The organism is Psychrobacillus sp. FSL K6-1415 (assembly GCF_038003185.1).
Classification (GTDB): domain Bacteria; phylum Bacillota; class Bacilli; order Bacillales_A; family Planococcaceae; genus Psychrobacillus; species Psychrobacillus psychrodurans.
Window position 1 is genome coordinate 195,943 of the sequence record NZ_JBBOOQ010000001.1, and the last position, 16,791, is coordinate 212,733.

Below are 16,791 nucleotides of genomic sequence, written 5' to 3' on the forward strand. Positions count from 1 at the left end.
CGAGAAAGAACTAGCCATTCACTCGTAGCGAGTCTTGGAGGGCTAATGGTAACATTAGCCTTTAAGCGTAGACAGTTAGGTGGCGGGCCGAAAGCCAAATGGTTGAAGGGATTGAGCTCCATAATGTTAGTAAATCGAGAGGGCTGATGCCTTAACTGCGGTAGAAAGCTACATTTTATCCTTCGCTAAAGGCAAGAAGGATAAAACCTCTCTGGGGTCAGAGACCTTGGCACGTCACACATGGATATGATACGGCAACTCGGGAGACCCTACCGGTCTTTTCTTCTTATAGAAGAGTATGGTGTACAAGCGATAATAAGCAAGGAAACCAAATGCCGTTGTAGGGAGTCGGATAGCAGCGTAGTACCAATGAAGTTGGGTAATGCCGACGGAGGAAAGGCTGCTACCAAGTTATCACCCTTACTAGGGACACATTTACTACACACGGAGGTAGGAATAATAAATGGAAACAAAACTATTAAGGATAGCAGAATTAGCTAAATCTGAACCGAGAATGAGATTTACATCGCTTGCACATTTACTAAATAAGCAATCTCTAGTTCAATGCCATCATGAATTACCTAATAAGAAGGCAACTGGGATTAATGGCACAACTAAAGAGCAATATAGTGAAACATTAGAGGGAAATATAGAGGACTTAGTAAGAAGGCTTAAAAGTAAAGGTTATCATCCTGTTCCTGTAAGGAGAATGTATATTCCCAAGCTTAACTCCAACAAGAAAAGACCGTTGGGGATACCGGAACATGAAGATAAGATTGTACAGAAAGGCATTACAAAAATACTAAATGCGATCTATGAAAATGATTTTCTAGACTGCTCTTTTGGGTTCCGCCCCAATCGTAACTGCCACGATGCTTTGAAAATATTAAATCATTATATTGAGAAGAAATCAGTAAATTATATAGTAGATGTAGATATCAAAGGGTTCTTTGACAATGTTGATCACATATGGATGATGGAGTTCTTAAAACTGCGAATTGCTGACCCTAACTTACTAAGAATAATTGGTAGGTTTCTTAAAGGTGGATACATGGAGGAAGGAAAGAAGTACAAGACAGATAAAGGCACACCGCAAGGTGGAGTCATATCTCCGATACTTGCCAATCTATACCTCCATTATGTCCTGGACCTGTGGTTCGAGAAGGAAGTTAGGAAACAGTGTAAAGGACAAGCATACATAGTTAGATATGCCGATGATTATGTTTGTTGCTTTCAATATAAGAGCGAAGCTCAGGAATTCTTTCAATCATTGAAGCTGAGATTACAGAAGTTTAACTTAGAAGTAGCGGAGGATAAAACCAAAATTATTCCCTTCGGGAGATTTGCTGAGAAAGATGCAAAACAAACGGGGAATAGAAAACCTGCAACCTTTGATTTTCTCGGTTTCACACACTATTGTGGGAAGAGTAAACAAGGAAATTTTCGTGTGAAACGGAAAACAAGTAGGAAGAAGCTACAGGCTAAACTGAAGGAATCGAAAGAATGGATAAAGAGTAACCGAAATAAAGATATTCATATGATTATGGATAGATTTAAACGCTCGCTTGTAGGTTACTACAACTACTATTGCATCACAGATAATACTCCAAGTGTTCACCAATTTAGAGACAAAATTCAATATTTACTCTTTAAATGGCTCAACAGAAGAAGTCAAAGAAAATCCTTTACTTGGGATAAATTCAATCTCTTTCTACATAAATATCCGTTACCTTCACCAAGAATTAAAGTGAATATATACGATTTAAGAAAGAAGATTAGCTACATTTTGTGAATGATGACTAGGAGGAGCCGTGTGCGTGAATAGCGCAAGCACGGTTCTGTGAGGGGGGAGGAACACAATCTACCGTAAGGTAGAGAGGTTCCCCTCTACTCGACTAGTTGAAGAAGCAATTTTAGTATTGAGAAGCATTTCACTATGAAAGTATCTATAATTATCTTATGGTATAATGTGTTATCATTATCCATATGAAAGAAGGTAAAAACTAGTGAATACTAATAGTGGCGATTCTCAAAAAACATTCCAACGGGGAAGACCAAGAAGTATTGATGTTGATAAGCGTATCATTGAAGCAACACTTAATCTTCTAGCTGAAGTAGGTGTTGAAAAAATTAGTATAGAAACTATTGCTACTAAAGCTGAAGTAGGTAAGAGTTCTATTTATCGCCGATGGAAAAGTAAAGATGATTTAATCCTTGACGCACTGGAACAGTTAAAACCTGAATTTAATATCTCTATCAAGGGGAAATTAGATGATATCTTATTCGAACTTTCACAAAATTTCGCAGAGCAAATGAATAATCCACTGGGTAAACAAATGCTCTCCCTTCTAATTTCAACATTATCAAGTAATTCCAAGATTTCCGAATCTTATTGGGAAAACCATTCCCTACCTAAAACAAAGGAAATTTCAAATTTGCTTCAAAAGTATATTGAGGAAGAGAATATTCGTAAGGATGTAAATTTAGATCTAATATCCGAATTTTTAATTGGTTTTATCATTTATCAACTCTTACTCAAGCCATCTTCAGCAGACCTGCAACCCCATTTAAGGGCTGGAATTGATATGGTGCTTAATGGGATTAAAGAAAATAATTGAACTTTAACCTTGCAAAAAGCGAGGTTATATTATTGACAAAATACGATACGATACTGTATCGTATTTTATATAGACGTTAGTAAGGAGGAAAATAAAATGAATAAAGCAAGAAAGACCGTGATAATAACAGGGGGAAATACAGGATTAGGGTATGAATGTGCTAAAGTAATTGCAAAGGCTAATAAAGATTGGCAAATCGTTTTGGCTTCACGTAATAAAGAGAGAGTGAATTTAGCAACCCAAGAATTAATTCAAACAACAGGAAATCAAAATATTTCAGGAATGGTAGTGGATTTAGCCTCAATTTCATCTATACATGATTTTGTTCATCAATTCATTGAAGCTGATCTTCCACCTTTGCATTCTATTATTTGTAATGCAGGTCTTCAATTTGTAAATGGAACTCAAGCTACGGTTGATGGAATAGAAGGGACATTTGGAGTTAATCATCTTGGGCATTTTTTGCTTGTACGATTATTACTTGATCATATCCAAGATCAAGGATCAATTTTTGTGGTAAGCAGTGATACCCATGATCCACTTATGAAAACAGGTATGCCAGCACCAGTTTATCTTCACCCTAGTATTATGGCAAATCCTCAAAAATCAGATGAATCATTAGCAAATCTGTCATCATTAAACAGAGGCCAAACACGGTATACAACCTCAAAGCTATGTAATCTTTACTTTAGCTATGAGCTAGCTCGACGTATTGAGAAAGCCAATCGGTTAATTAGTGTAGTAGCATTTAATCCAGGAATGATGCCTGGAAGGGGATCTAGTTTATCTAGAGATTACCATCCTTTACTTAAATTCATGTGGAATAATGTACTACCATTGATGCGATTCTTTCGTTCAAGTGTACGAACCCCGCAACAATCTGGATCTGATCTTGCCAATTTACTATTGAATCAGCCATACTCTACTAGTGGAGTATACTTTGACGGGTCAAAAGAAATACCTTCTTCAAAGGAATCTTATGACATTAATCGTGCTAAAGAGCTATGGACTTGGAGTTCTAACATTGTTGGTCTAAATAAGAATATTTAATACTAGCCTTAACGTTATTTAGAATAAAGATAATTATATAATTATAAAAATATGATTCGTTTTCTTTAATGTCGCTATATGGCAGCATTCCTATAAATAAACTATAAAAGGAGAACTTTGTGAAATAATGTACTTAAAGTAACGGGTGCTTTACTTCAAGAAGGAGACGACATTAGATGAAAAAAATTAGGGCAATATATATTGGTGATGTCAGATTTGACCAATGTCCAGTCTTTGAACTAAATACGGAAACAAACTATTTTGAAATGCTTATCGACAAAGAAATGAGATATGAAAAAGAAGTTGTAGAGGAAGATGATGACTTCTTGATTTTTAAAGTAGAAAATGATGTTGCAACGTTAATTGAGGAGTAAAACACTTCTTCAACTCCCATGAAAATTAAAAAATGTTCAAAATCAACAAAATTGCATAACAAAAGAGACTCAGAAATAGCTTTTTTAAAAAAAGGCTGAGCCTTTAGAGTGGAGTTATATTAAGTTGCAAGGTAAATCAAGAATCAACTCCATTCTTGTAAGAATAAAGGCAGGCTGGTGCAATAACCAGAGTAGGATTAATCTCCCATGAGTGCTACTCGTATAGAGTGCGACAGTCTGTGATGCACCGTGGTCGTCGGAGTCAGACTAACGGATGGGCTCAATGGCACCATAGTTGATCGACCTTCTTCGCCAGCCGTAGTATCCTATACCCGATTTTCACATTTTCATTCTCTGTGGTGAAGCGCTGATTTTGCGCTTCATGGATGGCTAACGGGGCAGTTTAGTTCAACAAGAAGTTACAATATGTATTGTATTCACCTAATGTAAAAATCCGAGAAACAATGTTTCGGGAGGGAATATATGGTAGACTTTTTAAATGAGATTCGTAGACCAACGAGAATATCGCTATCCAAGAAGTTTTTATATTCGGTTTTAATATTTATCGCAGGGGTTATTTTAGGCGTTGTTTCGAAGGCACTTGACACAACCCCAAGTAATTATTTACCCTATCTTCTCGAAATGTTTGATTTAAGTAACTTTTTTTCTCGTATAGGGATTTGGATTTTCCTTGCGGTAATGATATCTGTGTGTAGTAAATCGCCTGTTCAATCTGCTTTAAATGTTTTATTGTTTTTCATAGGTATGGTAGGTAGCTAGTTTTTTTCCTAAATCTTATATGATGATTTGGATTATAATGACTTGTATTTCTCCTCTTTTTGCTCTTATATGTTGGTATGCAAAAGGGAAAGGTATAATTTCTATTTCTATTTCATCTATAATATTTGTGATTATTTCAAGACAGGCTTTCGCATTTGGGTTTTGGTATTTTGATATCCGAAATATATTGGAGTTTCTACTCTGGATTGCCACAATTTTTGTTCTATATCAGTCTCGAAAACAAATAATCAAAGTGCTTTCCATAGGGTTAATTATTTTCTTCCTTACGGCACAAACCAATTTATTCTGGGGAATGTTGTAGGTTTTTTATCTACAATTATTAAAAATATCAAAGTTTGTGAAATGTTAATCTTAAAGTAACGGGTGCTTTAGTTAAACATGACCATAGACCATCAAAAATGATGGTCTATTTTTATATACAATGTGAAATGTTACACTTAAACTAACGAAGCAGTTTAGTTGAATAAGGGATTAGCTAATTCTTCGAGAAACCAACGACTCAACTATTGAAAAATCACTATGCTACGGGAAGTTGTTGTTGTGGTACGTTAAGAAATTCCTGAAATGTATGTAGTTTTTGATATTGCTTCTTCAATTTAAAAATCAGAATTAGGGGAGAATAATTAGTTATTAAAATTAAAGTAAATCGTAGTGAATTGTAAACTAACGATGACATTGGGAATGCTGTTTTATCAGCCTATGGAGAATACATTTTTCCGACGGACGACGAGAAAAGGAACGATTTCTTAATTTTGTTTAATTATTTTTGTGATATTCAAACCTACTTAAATAGATTGACGATAATGCTTGAAAAAGTTGAAGCTCATGAATACGCAGAAATAGAAAAAAATTATATCGAGTAAATATGGAGATTATTTTTAGCGGTAGAAAATAGTAAAAGTGAAGAACCTCATTATGAAAGTTTGGAAGAGAAATTTTGCAATCTTTCTGAAAAAGCAATAGTGAATATAGAAATCTTGGCGAGGAATTAAGTGAGCGACTAAGTAATTATGCCACTGTAACTTATACGGAAATAATCGAGATAGTGAAACAATAACTTGGTGTTTGTCAAGATAGTTGTCACATATTGCTCTTTTCCTAGATTATAAATTGTTCTTCTTTCCTACTGCGCTTCGCTTGCTCGACAGGACATCTAGCAGCTATGATGTATACATAGGTATTTGACGTGACTTATTTGATCGTCATTTCTTGTAACTCTGCCGAATTTAAAATACGTGCAGTAAAAGGGAATCTTATTGTTGAAGGTCCTTCTCAAATCTTTACCGAGAATGATTTTTCATTTATAGTATTTTCTATTTGGTTTTAAGGTGGGATTTAAATCGCTTTTTTATTCTCTAATAAGCAATCTGTAGTTTTTTAAAAAGACTTAACCACTCAAGTGAGTGCGCTTTTTTCTTTTATTATAATTAACTTTTTGCGTTTGAATCCGTCAAAGGCTCAATATTAAGCTGATAATCAATCTTAATATCCATCTTCATGAATAGTTCAATCCATTTTTTTTCATCCATTGATTTTGAAAATGGTTTTAATGTATGAATGCCTAGCTGTAATGGATCTACAGTCAATTCTTGCATCTTTTTTACTAGTTCTTGTGTTTGTTTTTCAAGATTGGATTGGATTTCTTTTTTCAAGTCTTCTAAATCCTTTGGTTCAAATATTTGCTTTTCTCCCCGGTATTCTTCAATTCTTGAGTCTATATTCACGGTATAGGTCATTGTAGACAAGCTTTTATTAATATCCACTTTCGTTTTAGATCTAACATGACCTAGAACAACTTTTAATTCTGGGATCGGCAAAACAGATAAGTAGTGACCGTTGTTTAACAGCTGGAAGATGCGATCATCAAAATTTGTTATTATTTCAACTAGCTTATCATTTTGAAACAGGGCTGTACCTTCATAGCTGATTGCGTCACTTTCTATTTTGAATACAGGTAAGAAAGGATCTGAATAAGGAGTATATAACAAATTTTTAAATTCATGTAGATTAACAATACTAATATCGCCCTGATTTTTTTCCTCATAATGCTTCAGCATTCGGTAAAAGGAGTAATCAAGATTTTCTTGTTTCTCCAATTGATTTTCCAAGTATTTTTCAAAATTTCCTTTTACAATAACTAAATAAATTCTCAAAGAAATATCCGGATCATTTAATAACACATTAATAACGGACATAATCCCCTCTTTTCCGAGGTCTTCATTAATTATCAGCATTCGCATTTGCCCAGATTTCATTTCCTGGTAGAAGTTTAAATTAAAATCCATTAATCCCTCCTTCATTAAGCTTACTTCTTGCGTCATTACACTCTTTTTTTCTTTGCTTAGAGGAGGCAATATCGTACTGATTTTTATTTTACCTTCTTCCCCTTTACTAAGTGATAAAAATGTGACTGGAGCAAGCTCTTCAATAATGTTGTTTTCGGTAAAAGGGGCACATCCAGTTAACCATAATGCAATGAATAAAATTGAAAAATTTTTAGCCATTTTCTTTTGTAGTGGCATGTTTATTAACCCCCTTTATTTTCATTGCTACGATAATAATAATCGGAACCATTAAATAACTTAAGCTTCCTGCTAAAATTTGAAGATTAAGTAAAATAACCTGCTTTTCATCTGACTTCCAAATCCATTCATTCATTAGAATCATTCCAATTAAAATAATGAATACACTGAATAAAAAGCCTACTCGACTGGATGGTTTATCCACTTTCCCATTAGCTATTTTAGATGCTCCATAAAACAACAGAAGAAAAATCGATCCCGCAAAGACGATGTTAAATAATTCCAAAGAAAGCATGACCATATCAATACGTTCAATTACTGGATTTTGAAAATAACGGGCCATAGTGACAATTGGAAATGGACTTTTGCTTAAATAATTGGAACCAAAATAGAATAAGGACGCCGAATATAAGGATACATACTCTATAACGGTTAGAGCATTCCCATAAGACAAATAACGAAATGTTTTATTATTTGTTTTAAACCACGGTCCCAAAAATACCAGAAATTCAGGCCCTGAAAATGAAGATAAAATTAATAATATTCCTTTCCAGGAATCCGAACTTAATTCCATTGGAATAATCGGATACAAATCACTGAGTTGAGCTATTGGAGGAAAGAAAAAATAGGCAAAGAAGAAGAACATCCAAAATGTACACAAAAATGAAATTACAACAAAACGTATAGTTTTTTCAACACCCTTCCATGCTACATACAAACAAGACAACACTATAAAAAAAATAAGCCAATTTGAATCTGTAGCTGGAAACATAAATATTTGTATCATTTCCGAGAATCCTAACACAATCACGAAAAGTTTAAGCAGGATAAAGAACAAACCGATGAAGGAGAGGAAACGTACAAGTTTTTTTCCGAATAATTGGACAAATCCGTTGTAACCCTCGCTAGAAAACCGGGTTAAAAACCATTTGGATAAAAGAAGAATGTTTAGTTGAGACAATATGCCGACCACTATAATCACCCAAATCATATATGGATGGATTAAAAATCTTGGCATAATCAAAAAAAAGTAAAGCATTTGGAGGCGATTTACCATCAACATGACATAGAACCCGTTATAGGTTTCATTCTTATTAAATAATTGAAGAGCTTCCATCAGTTCATCTCCTAGTTTGATATCTCTTCTTCTTCAGTGGTTTAAGATGTGCTGGACGCTCTTTCATTTTGACTAAAGGACCTCGAATGAATAGGTCTAGCCAATCTTTTCCATAGAAAGGGGTAACAGGGGATAAATATGGCTGCTTGAGTGAAGACAAGCCATTAAGATGTGCTAAAATGATAATCATTGCCAGAACAATCCCTACTATCCCAAGAAACGAAGAAAATACAAGAAGAATGAGTTGAATCATTGAATTCGCCTTTGTCACAAGGTAATTAGGAACAAGAAAGGATCCGATAGTTGAAATCCCTACCATAACAATTAACACCTTACTTGCCAAACCAGCCTCAACTGCTGCTTGACCAATTACAATGCCCCCAATAACCCCAAGCGTTTGACCAGTCTTTGTTGGCATCCTTAAACTTGCTTCTTTTATAATTTCAATAAAAATCAACATGATAAACGCTTCCCAAAAAGGTGTGAACGGAAGCTTGCTCCTTGACTCCACCAAGACGAAAAGTGTTTGTAAAGGAATCATTTGATAGTGATGAGTTGTTAGTGCCACATAGAATGGGATCAATGTGATAGATAGAATAAAACTTACATATCGCATGGTGCGCAAAAAACTGGCAACTACCCATCGATTAATATAATCCTCTGGTGATTGGAACAAATGAAAAATAGTAATTGGGGCAACTAGAGCAAAAGGTGTATTATCTACCAAAATCGTAATTTTTCCTAACCCCAGAGAATAAGCAACAACATCAGGTCGGTCAGTTTGCTGAAACTGAGGAAAAATACTGTCTGGATTTTCCTCCATGAATGCAGCTACTTGAGAAGATTCAAAGAAGAGATCATAATTAATTTCCGAAATCTTCTTTTTGGCGGTTGAAACAAATTCTGGATTGGTCAGCCCTTCTATGTACAATAAGACCACATTTGTCTCACTTAAAGAACCAACGGTGAACTTCTCTGTTTTCAGTTCATGTGTTGGAAGACGTCTACGAATGAGCGTAATATTTTGTTCTAGCTGTTCACTAAAGCTGTCTTTTGCTCCTAAAAGGATGGTTTCAGTATCGGATGGTTCAATTGCACGTCCAAGTGGATTTTCTAAAGGGATAGCGAACCAAAGGTTTGACGAAGAGTCAAATAACAAGACAGATCCTTTAAACAGCTGCTTTTTTGCCTCATTAAAAGTGGAAATGGAATTTATTGTTGAGTGAACAATGCATTCCTGAATGGATTGTTTGGAACAGTTAGATAAAGGTTTTAGAATGCTTTCATTTAATCTTTCTTGGTCAATCAGAGTTCTTACGTAGATAAGATCAACATTTTGATTTTCAGAAATGTTGATTTCCACAAATTCCGCATCATCCATTTGAACGAGGGCTTTTTTTAGAGTCTCTATTGATATTTCTGATTCTGCGTTTGATTGAGAAACAGGCTTATTTTCATTTGATTGTTTTTTCCAAAACATGTACATTCCTCACTTCTATATGTAAAAAAGCATTTTTGGAAGAACGGTAAAATTCCATATTAATTCCATTGTTAGCTTTTTAAGTTTAAAATATACGAAACTAAATTAATAAGATGCAGAGGCACACCCTTACCTTCTTAACAGGAGGGATTATATGTTAAAAAGGATATTGATTATTAATGGGATACTTATAGTGGGAATAGCATCATTTAGCCTGTTGAATAAGGATGAACCAGAACCTTTATCTACTAAAGAACGAGAATTACAATTTTCTACATTGAATACGGTAACTGAAAAAAATTATGATAAATATGGGAATTTGGAATTTACAGTAAGTTCGAACTCGGAAATAGAATGAAGGTAAAAGTTAAAGAGAATAAAGAATATTTTAATTCAGTAAAAAAGGATATTGATTCCATTGCAAAAAATGTAATTAAATCCATTGTTGACATAGATATAAACACGTATTCGGAAATATAAATACTGAGTATCAAAAATCCATTACCATTCAAACTTCAATATAAGGTTCAGATAAAGATGCACATAGTTAGCAATGGAAATTGAAGAGACAGTGAATGAAATCCTACATTCTAAGGAACTAAATTCTGTATCTAATATTGACTCTTATGAAATTAAAGTATTGAATGCCAAAAGGAAATTAGTAAATTAGTCAATATATTGGCTAAACAATATTGGCACCCCTTGTTCAACTAAACCAGCCAATAGTTTGTCAATATTTATTAATGAAAAATAGAAAAAGTTCATGCTATACTAAATTTGGGCATGCCAAATAACCTTTCAAACTTCTATGTTTGGAAAGGTTTAGGATCTTTAGTTATATTTTCGAACTAGGCCAGATCTTGGAAATTTGATTTGCTTTTTAAAAGTGCATAAATCCAATGTAAAAGCTTATTTGCACATGCTATTACAGCTACTTTAAAGGGCTTACCTTCTTCACGTTTCTTATCATAAAACTCCCGTAACCTCTTATTTCGAGGAATGAGTTTATCTGTCGTTTTCTTCTTGCGACAATCACGAATGGCACTTTTAACGGCCATATATAAGGAATGTCGTAGTCTACTAGAACCTCTTTTGGTAATCCGATTCAAAGTACCTTTGAATGTACCAGATTCAAAAATACTTGGATCAATTCCTGCAAAGGCAACTAGCTTTTTAGGGTGATTAAACCGATCAATTTCCCCAATCTCCGAAATAATCGTTGCCGCGATTTTCTCGCCGATACCGGGGATAGATTGGAGAATCTTATATTCTTCCATGCTTTTCGCTAAAGCATCTATCTCTTTTTCCAGATCGGATAGATATTTTTTGTATTCCAGAAGCATTTTGATATACATATTCAAGCTTAAGATATGACTATTGTATAAGGTTTTCTGAAACGGGTTGCGATCTGCGGCAGCCTTCAACTTTTCTGACTGACTGTTCGCCCATTTTTGCGAACGACTTTTACAGAATTCCTTTATTTTTTGGGCGATTGTTTCTTCACTCGTTACCAATACTGCTTCTGAAGTAGGAAATGCTTGTAAGGAAAGTAAGGATACATCTGAATACAGATCTCCAAAAACTCCACAGTATTCAGGAAATACTTGATCTAAAACGGATTGGAATTGTAGTTTGGTTTGTACGTACATACCTGTAATATTTTCATGTTGTCTAGTCAGGTTACGTAAATTTAAGAGCCGGATTCCACGTTGTTTACAAGGCTCTAGGTCCTCTTTATAAAACATCTCGCAGAGATGACGAGCGTCAATGATATCCGTCTTTACTTTACGTAAACTGGAACTCTTTGCTCGATACGAAACGAGTGGATTAACCATGATTATTAAATACCCTCTGTCTTCGAAAAATTGGACAACTGGTGTATGATAATGGCCAGTAGATTCCAAAACAATAGGGGGCCTTTCTCCAGAAGCCTCTTCTATTTCTCTAATAAACTCTAAAAGAATTGTCAGTCCTTCGAGTGTGTGTGCTACTTTAAAGCTCTTTTTATACGGCTGTTTTTTATCCAAGAATGCTTGAACCTGACTTTCACCTTTTGCCACATCCAGACCAATTACTGGATTCATCATTATTTTCCTCCTTGTCATACAATTAACCGGTAACCCCTATTCCTCCATGTAGTATCATAGCTTCGCTTGTTATACGAGATCAGAGTCCCAACCAGCCTCAATCATGTTTCTACAAGTAGGGGGTGAACTGTTTAGTTGACGGGATCATTAGCCCCACGGGTGCTTACGCTCTACCCCGGCTACCGCAATCATATATCGATATAAAAAAAGTTCAACCAGAAATATCTGGCTGACCTTATAATACGAACGGGTGCTTTAGCAGAAAAAGGCTGACGGCAGACAGCCTTTTTTCTTATTGAACTAATGCAGCAGTTGTGCGGCCGAGCCTAGGTCGTATCATATAGCGGGTGGGATTCCCGCCGAGAAAGAACTAGCCATTCACTCGTAGCGAGTCTTGGAGGGCTAATGGTAACATTAGCCTTTAAGCGTAGACAGTTAGGTGGCGGGCCGAAAGCCAAATGGTTGAAGGGATTGAGCTCCATAATGTTAGTAAATCGAGAGGGCTGATGCCTTAACTGCGGTAGAAAGCTACATTTTATCCTTCGCTAAAGGCAAGAAGGATAAAACCTCTCTGGGGTCAGAGACCTTGGCACGTCACACATGGATATGATACGGCAACTCGGGAGACCCTACCGGTCTTTTCTTCTTATAGAAGAGTATGGTGTACAAGCGATAATAAGCAAGGAAACCAAATGCCGTTGTAGGGAGTCGGATAGCAGCGTAGTACCAATGAAGTTGGGTAATGCCGACGGAGGAAAGGCTGCTACCAAGTTATCACCCTTACTAGGGACACATTTACTACACACGGAGGTAGGAATAATAAATGGAAACAAAACTATTAAGGATAGCAGAATTAGCTAAATCTGAACCGAGAATGAGATTTACATCGCTTGCACATTTACTAAATAAGCAATCTCTAGTTCAATGCCATCATGAATTACCTAATAAGAAGGCAACTGGGATTAATGGCACAACTAAAGAGCAATATAGTGAAACATTAGAGGGAAATATAGAGGACTTAGTAAGAAGGCTTAAAAGTAAAGGTTATCATCCTGTTCCTGTAAGGAGAATGTATATTCCCAAGCTTAACTCCAACAAGAAAAGACCGTTGGGGATACCGGAACATGAAGATAAGATTGTACAGAAAGGCATTACAAAAATACTAAATGCGATCTATGAAAATGATTTTCTAGACTGCTCTTTTGGGTTCCGCCCCAATCGTAACTGCCACGATGCTTTGAAAATATTAAATCATTATATTGAGAAGAAATCAGTAAATTATATAGTAGATGTAGATATCAAAGGGTTCTTTGACAATGTTGATCACATATGGATGATGGAGTTCTTAAAACTGCGAATTGCTGACCCTAACTTACTAAGAATAATTGGTAGGTTTCTTAAAGGTGGATACATGGAGGAAGGAAAGAAGTACAAGACAGATAAAGGCACACCGCAAGGTGGAGTCATATCTCCGATACTTGCCAATCTATACCTCCATTATGTCCTGGACCTGTGGTTCGAGAAGGAAGTTAGGAAACAGTGTAAAGGACAAGCATACATAGTTAGATATGCCGATGATTATGTTTGTTGCTTTCAATATAAGAGCGAAGCTCAGGAATTCTTTCAATCATTGAAGCTGAGATTACAGAAGTTTAACTTAGAAGTAGCGGAGGATAAAACCAAAATTATTCCCTTCGGGAGATTTGCTGAGAAAGATGCAAAACAAACGGGGAATAGAAAACCTGCAACCTTTGATTTTCTCGGTTTCACACACTATTGTGGGAAGAGTAAACAAGGAAATTTTCGTGTGAAACGGAAAACAAGTAGGAAGAAGCTACAGGCTAAACTGAAGGAATCGAAAGAATGGATAAAGAGTAACCGAAATAAAGATATTCATATGATTATGGATAGATTTAAACGCTCGCTTGTAGGTTACTACAACTACTATTGCATCACAGATAATACTCCAAGTGTTCACCAATTTAGAGACAAAATTCAATATTTACTCTTTAAATGGCTCAACAGAAGAAGTCAAAGAAAATCCTTTACTTGGGATAAATTCAATCTCTTTCTACATAAATATCCGTTACCTTCACCAAGAATTAAAGTGAATATATACGATTTAAGAAAGAAGATTAGCTACATTTTGTGAATGATGACTAGGAGGAGCCGTGTGCGTGAATAGCGCAAGCACGGTTCTGTGAGGGGGGAGGAACACAATCTACCGTAAGGTAGAGAGGTTCCCCTCTACTCGACTAGTTCAATAACTATATGGTTAAAGAGTTGATGAAATAGACTATATAAAAGAGATAAATAGTAAGTGAATTGAATGATAGAGGGGGTTCAAATAGTTGAGAGTGGGTTACAGTGTTTTAAAAGAAATCAACGAGAAAAATTTTACACCATGTGCATCTGATTATGGGTTAACTCAAAGAGAGTTTGAGAATTTCGTCCTTTTCCTCGAGCATAAAGGATTTCTTGAAAGAGTACTGAGAGTGGATGATAGTTTTTCTTTAAATCCTGCTCGTTTAACTAAAAAGGGTATAAAATTATTAGAAGATAACAATCAATATATTGAAACATATCCCCAAAAAAGAAGTGAGCTAAAAGTATGGATACAAGTAGATAAAGAACTGTATTCAAATGGTGCTGAGGAGGAATAAAATAATACCAGTTCTTCAACTCCCATGAAAATTAAAATCTTCGATTTATAGAAAAAGGCAATACGAAATCGGACGCAGCTCAATAATTTTTAAAAAAAGTGCAGCGCCTAAATGAGAATTAAATTATGGGTTGGACTAGGAGGCATTTGGTTCAGTGATTGTAACGTTGTAACCTAAGTTTTCAAGTCTTCGAACAGAATATCGTACAATCGATTGTTCTTTTTGTTTGTCAAAGTAATCTTCCCCTAAGTCTACGTACATTTCTTTGCGTGTTAGGAGATAATAGCTGATTCTTAAAATGGCATGAGCGACTGATATCCCTGCACGCTTTTTACCCTTTCTTGATGCAGTACGCTTATACAGGGCTCCCAAGTAGGTTTTGGATCCTCTAACAGAATGAGCTGCTTCAATTAATGCCGATTTCAAGTACTTGTTTCCTTTTTTCATGTTGGTTGATTTCCTCTTGCCCGCACTTTCATTATGTCCAGGTACTAATCCTGCCCAGGAACATAAGTGCGCCGAACTGGGAAATTGCTTCTCCACATCTGTACCGACTTCGGCTAAGATTTGTTCGGCCATTCGAGTGGCGATGCCAGGAATGGAATCCAATCGTTCTATATCTTCTTGATGGGAGGATAACCTAGTAGCAACCTCTTCGTTTAATAGCTCAATCTGCTCAGTTAGAAATTCTATATGGACCAGAATGGTTTTTAACATGAGACGTTGATGTGGATTGATATACCCTCGAAGAGCTAGCTCCAGTTCACTCTTTTTCTTCTTCATTGATCGGCGGGCAAAGCTAGCTAATTTCTCAGGATCATTTTCGCCATCGGCGATAGCACGGAGCATATCAAGAGACGAAACACCCATGATGTCGGAGACAACGGAACCGAGTTTGATATTCGCTCCTTCTAAAACCTTTTGAATCCGATTATGTTGTCTCGCACGCTCTTCAATAATACTTCGACGGTATCGAACTAACTCTCTTAATTCCCGCTGATTTCGGTCTGGAATAAAACTTGCTTTAAGTAGACCGTGACGAAGAAGTTTGGCAATCCATTCTGCATCTTTTACATCGGTCTTACGACCTGGTACTGCTTTCATATGTTGAGCGTTCACTACTAAAAACTCAATGCTCTCGGCTTCTAGCAAGTTGACAATAGGCTTCCAAAATACACCTGTACTTTCCATTGCTACGTGAGTACAATCATGCTCCTTAATCCAGTCAATTAACTGTAATAGAAAAACAGTTTTAGTGGAAAACGTTTGAATCTCCTTTCCTTTTGGGGTAATAATACAAGCAGTAATGGAATCCTTATGGACATCCATTCCACAAGCACGTTCAATGATTACTTCCATTGTAATCATCCTTTCTACGGCAAATAGTATTGGAGGCTGGTGCAATAACCAGAGTAGGATTAATCTCCCATGAGTGCTTCCCGTAATGGAGCGACAGTCTGTGATGCACCGTGGTCGTTGGAGTCAGACTAACGGATGGGCTCTATGGCACCATAGTTCATCGACCTTCCTCTCCCAGCCGTAGTATCCTATACCCAGGTTTTCACATTTTCATTCTCTGTGGTGTAGCGCTGATTTTGCGCTACATGGATGGCTAACGGGTGCTTTAGTAAAGATCGAGAATTGCTATAGACAATAATCATTAATCTTCAAACAACGTTGTTTTAGGGGGATGGGCATGACAATATCTATTCACGATGGTGTGATAATTGGGTACTCGGTAAGTTTTCTAGAAAATGAATTAATTTTAGATATCGAAACAGTAACAGATGAAATTGTGACTGTTACATTCGAGAATTATTTAGCACATGATTTTCATCATGTAATGGCGGGAAGTATTTTATTTGATATTGATGAAGCTGATTTGAATACATTTTTTGTAGAGAACAGAGAACAATTTGAGAACTTTAAATTTTATGCTTGGCCGATTTGGTACAGTAACACGGAAGAACTCGAACAAGACTTACAAAAAGATAATTATAAATGCTATATTATTAGTGCATCACTAGGATTAACTGGTTATGTATTCGCTAAAGCCTTTAAAGTCAAAAGGAAATGACA

At 35.9% G+C, this 16,791-nt stretch carries 14 protein-coding genes; 9 read left to right on the forward strand and 5 right to left on the reverse strand.

The genetic code is table 11. The features are described from left to right. The first annotated feature begins 463 nt into the window (after window positions 1–463). The 5 genes from ltrA (MKY60_RS00985) to MKY60_RS01005 all read left to right on the forward strand — a co-directional run bounded on the left by ltrA (MKY60_RS00985) (window position 464) and on the right by MKY60_RS01005 (window position 4,822). Complete coding sequence (gene ltrA, locus MKY60_RS00985) at window positions 464–1,792, forward strand: group II intron reverse transcriptase/maturase (RefSeq protein ID WP_340928248.1); 1,329 nt, start codon at window positions 464–466, stop codon at window positions 1,790–1,792. A 214-nt stretch (window positions 1,793–2,006) separates the two neighbouring features. Continuing rightward, complete coding sequence (locus tag MKY60_RS00990) at window positions 2,007–2,618, forward strand: TetR/AcrR family transcriptional regulator (RefSeq protein WP_340928249.1); 612 nt, start codon at window positions 2,007–2,009, stop codon at window positions 2,616–2,618. 96 nt (window positions 2,619–2,714) lie between these two features. Next, complete coding sequence (locus tag MKY60_RS00995) at window positions 2,715–3,668, forward strand: SDR family NAD(P)-dependent oxidoreductase (protein WP_340928250.1); 954 nt, start codon at window positions 2,715–2,717, stop codon at window positions 3,666–3,668. Between the two features lie 176 nt (window positions 3,669–3,844). Further along, on the forward strand, window positions 3,845–4,042 hold the full coding sequence (locus MKY60_RS01000; RefSeq protein ID WP_340928252.1) for a hypothetical protein: 198 nt from the start codon (window positions 3,845–3,847) through the stop codon (window positions 4,040–4,042). Window positions 4,043–4,525: 483 nt separating this feature from the next. Continuing rightward, the gene (locus MKY60_RS01005; RefSeq protein WP_269923044.1) at window positions 4,526–4,822 is read left to right on the forward strand and encodes a hypothetical protein; all 297 of its coding nucleotides are present in this window, start codon (window positions 4,526–4,528) and stop codon (window positions 4,820–4,822) included. Window positions 4,823–6,270: 1,448 nt separating this feature from the next. Here the strand turns inward: MKY60_RS01005 and MKY60_RS01010 are convergent. Genes MKY60_RS01010 through MKY60_RS01020 form a run of 3 tightly spaced genes read right to left on the reverse strand, consistent with a single transcriptional unit; the run spans window position 6,271 to window position 9,962 of the window. Further along, complete coding sequence (locus MKY60_RS01010) at window positions 6,271–7,365, reverse strand: Ger(x)C family spore germination protein (protein WP_340928255.1); 1,095 nt, start codon at window positions 7,363–7,365, stop codon at window positions 6,271–6,273. Continuing rightward, window positions 7,340–8,482: a GerAB/ArcD/ProY family transporter gene (locus tag MKY60_RS01015; RefSeq protein ID WP_340928256.1), complete on the reverse strand. Its 1,143-nt coding sequence runs from the start codon at window positions 8,480–8,482 to the stop codon at window positions 7,340–7,342. Before MKY60_RS01015 ends, MKY60_RS01010 begins: the two co-directional genes overlap by 26 nt. 4 nt (window positions 8,483–8,486) lie before the next feature. After that, on the reverse strand, window positions 8,487–9,962 hold the full coding sequence (locus MKY60_RS01020; RefSeq protein ID WP_241600668.1) for a spore germination protein: 1,476 nt from the start codon (window positions 9,960–9,962) through the stop codon (window positions 8,487–8,489). Between the two features lie 154 nt (window positions 9,963–10,116). On the opposite strand from MKY60_RS01020, the gene MKY60_RS01025 reads away from it, so the two are divergent. Then, a complete protein-coding gene (locus tag MKY60_RS01025; protein ID WP_241600669.1) occupies window positions 10,117–10,320 on the forward strand; it encodes a hypothetical protein in 204 nt (67 codons plus the stop codon). 490 nt (window positions 10,321–10,810) lie between these two features. Here the strand turns inward: MKY60_RS01025 and MKY60_RS01030 are convergent, their stop codons facing one another. Next, window positions 10,811–12,046: an IS110 family transposase gene (locus MKY60_RS01030; RefSeq protein ID WP_340931056.1), complete on the reverse strand. Its 1,236-nt coding sequence runs from the start codon at window positions 12,044–12,046 to the stop codon at window positions 10,811–10,813. Between the two features lie 826 nt (window positions 12,047–12,872). On the opposite strand from MKY60_RS01030, the gene ltrA (MKY60_RS01035) reads away from it, so the two are divergent. Together ltrA (MKY60_RS01035) and MKY60_RS01040 are read left to right on the forward strand one after the other, a co-directional pair. Further along, window positions 12,873–14,201, forward strand: a complete 1,329-nt coding sequence (gene ltrA / locus MKY60_RS01035) for a group II intron reverse transcriptase/maturase (RefSeq protein WP_340928248.1) — start codon at window positions 12,873–12,875, stop codon at window positions 14,199–14,201. Between the two features lie 199 nt (window positions 14,202–14,400). After that, window positions 14,401–14,712, forward strand: a complete 312-nt coding sequence (locus MKY60_RS01040; RefSeq protein ID WP_269923042.1) for a hypothetical protein — start codon at window positions 14,401–14,403, stop codon at window positions 14,710–14,712. A gap of 135 nt (window positions 14,713–14,847) precedes the next feature. On the opposite strand, the gene MKY60_RS01045 is transcribed toward MKY60_RS01040, so the two are convergent. Further along, window positions 14,848–16,071 (reverse strand): IS110 family transposase, encoded by a 1,224-nt coding sequence (locus tag MKY60_RS01045; RefSeq protein WP_269923041.1) that lies wholly within the window; start codon window positions 16,069–16,071, stop codon window positions 14,848–14,850. Between the two features lie 337 nt (window positions 16,072–16,408). Between MKY60_RS01045 and MKY60_RS01050 the strand changes: the two genes are divergently transcribed. Then, entirely contained in the window at window positions 16,409–16,789 is a 381-nt protein-coding gene (locus tag MKY60_RS01050) for a hypothetical protein (RefSeq protein ID WP_340928258.1), read from the forward strand. Window positions 16,790–16,791: the final 2 nt, after the last annotated feature.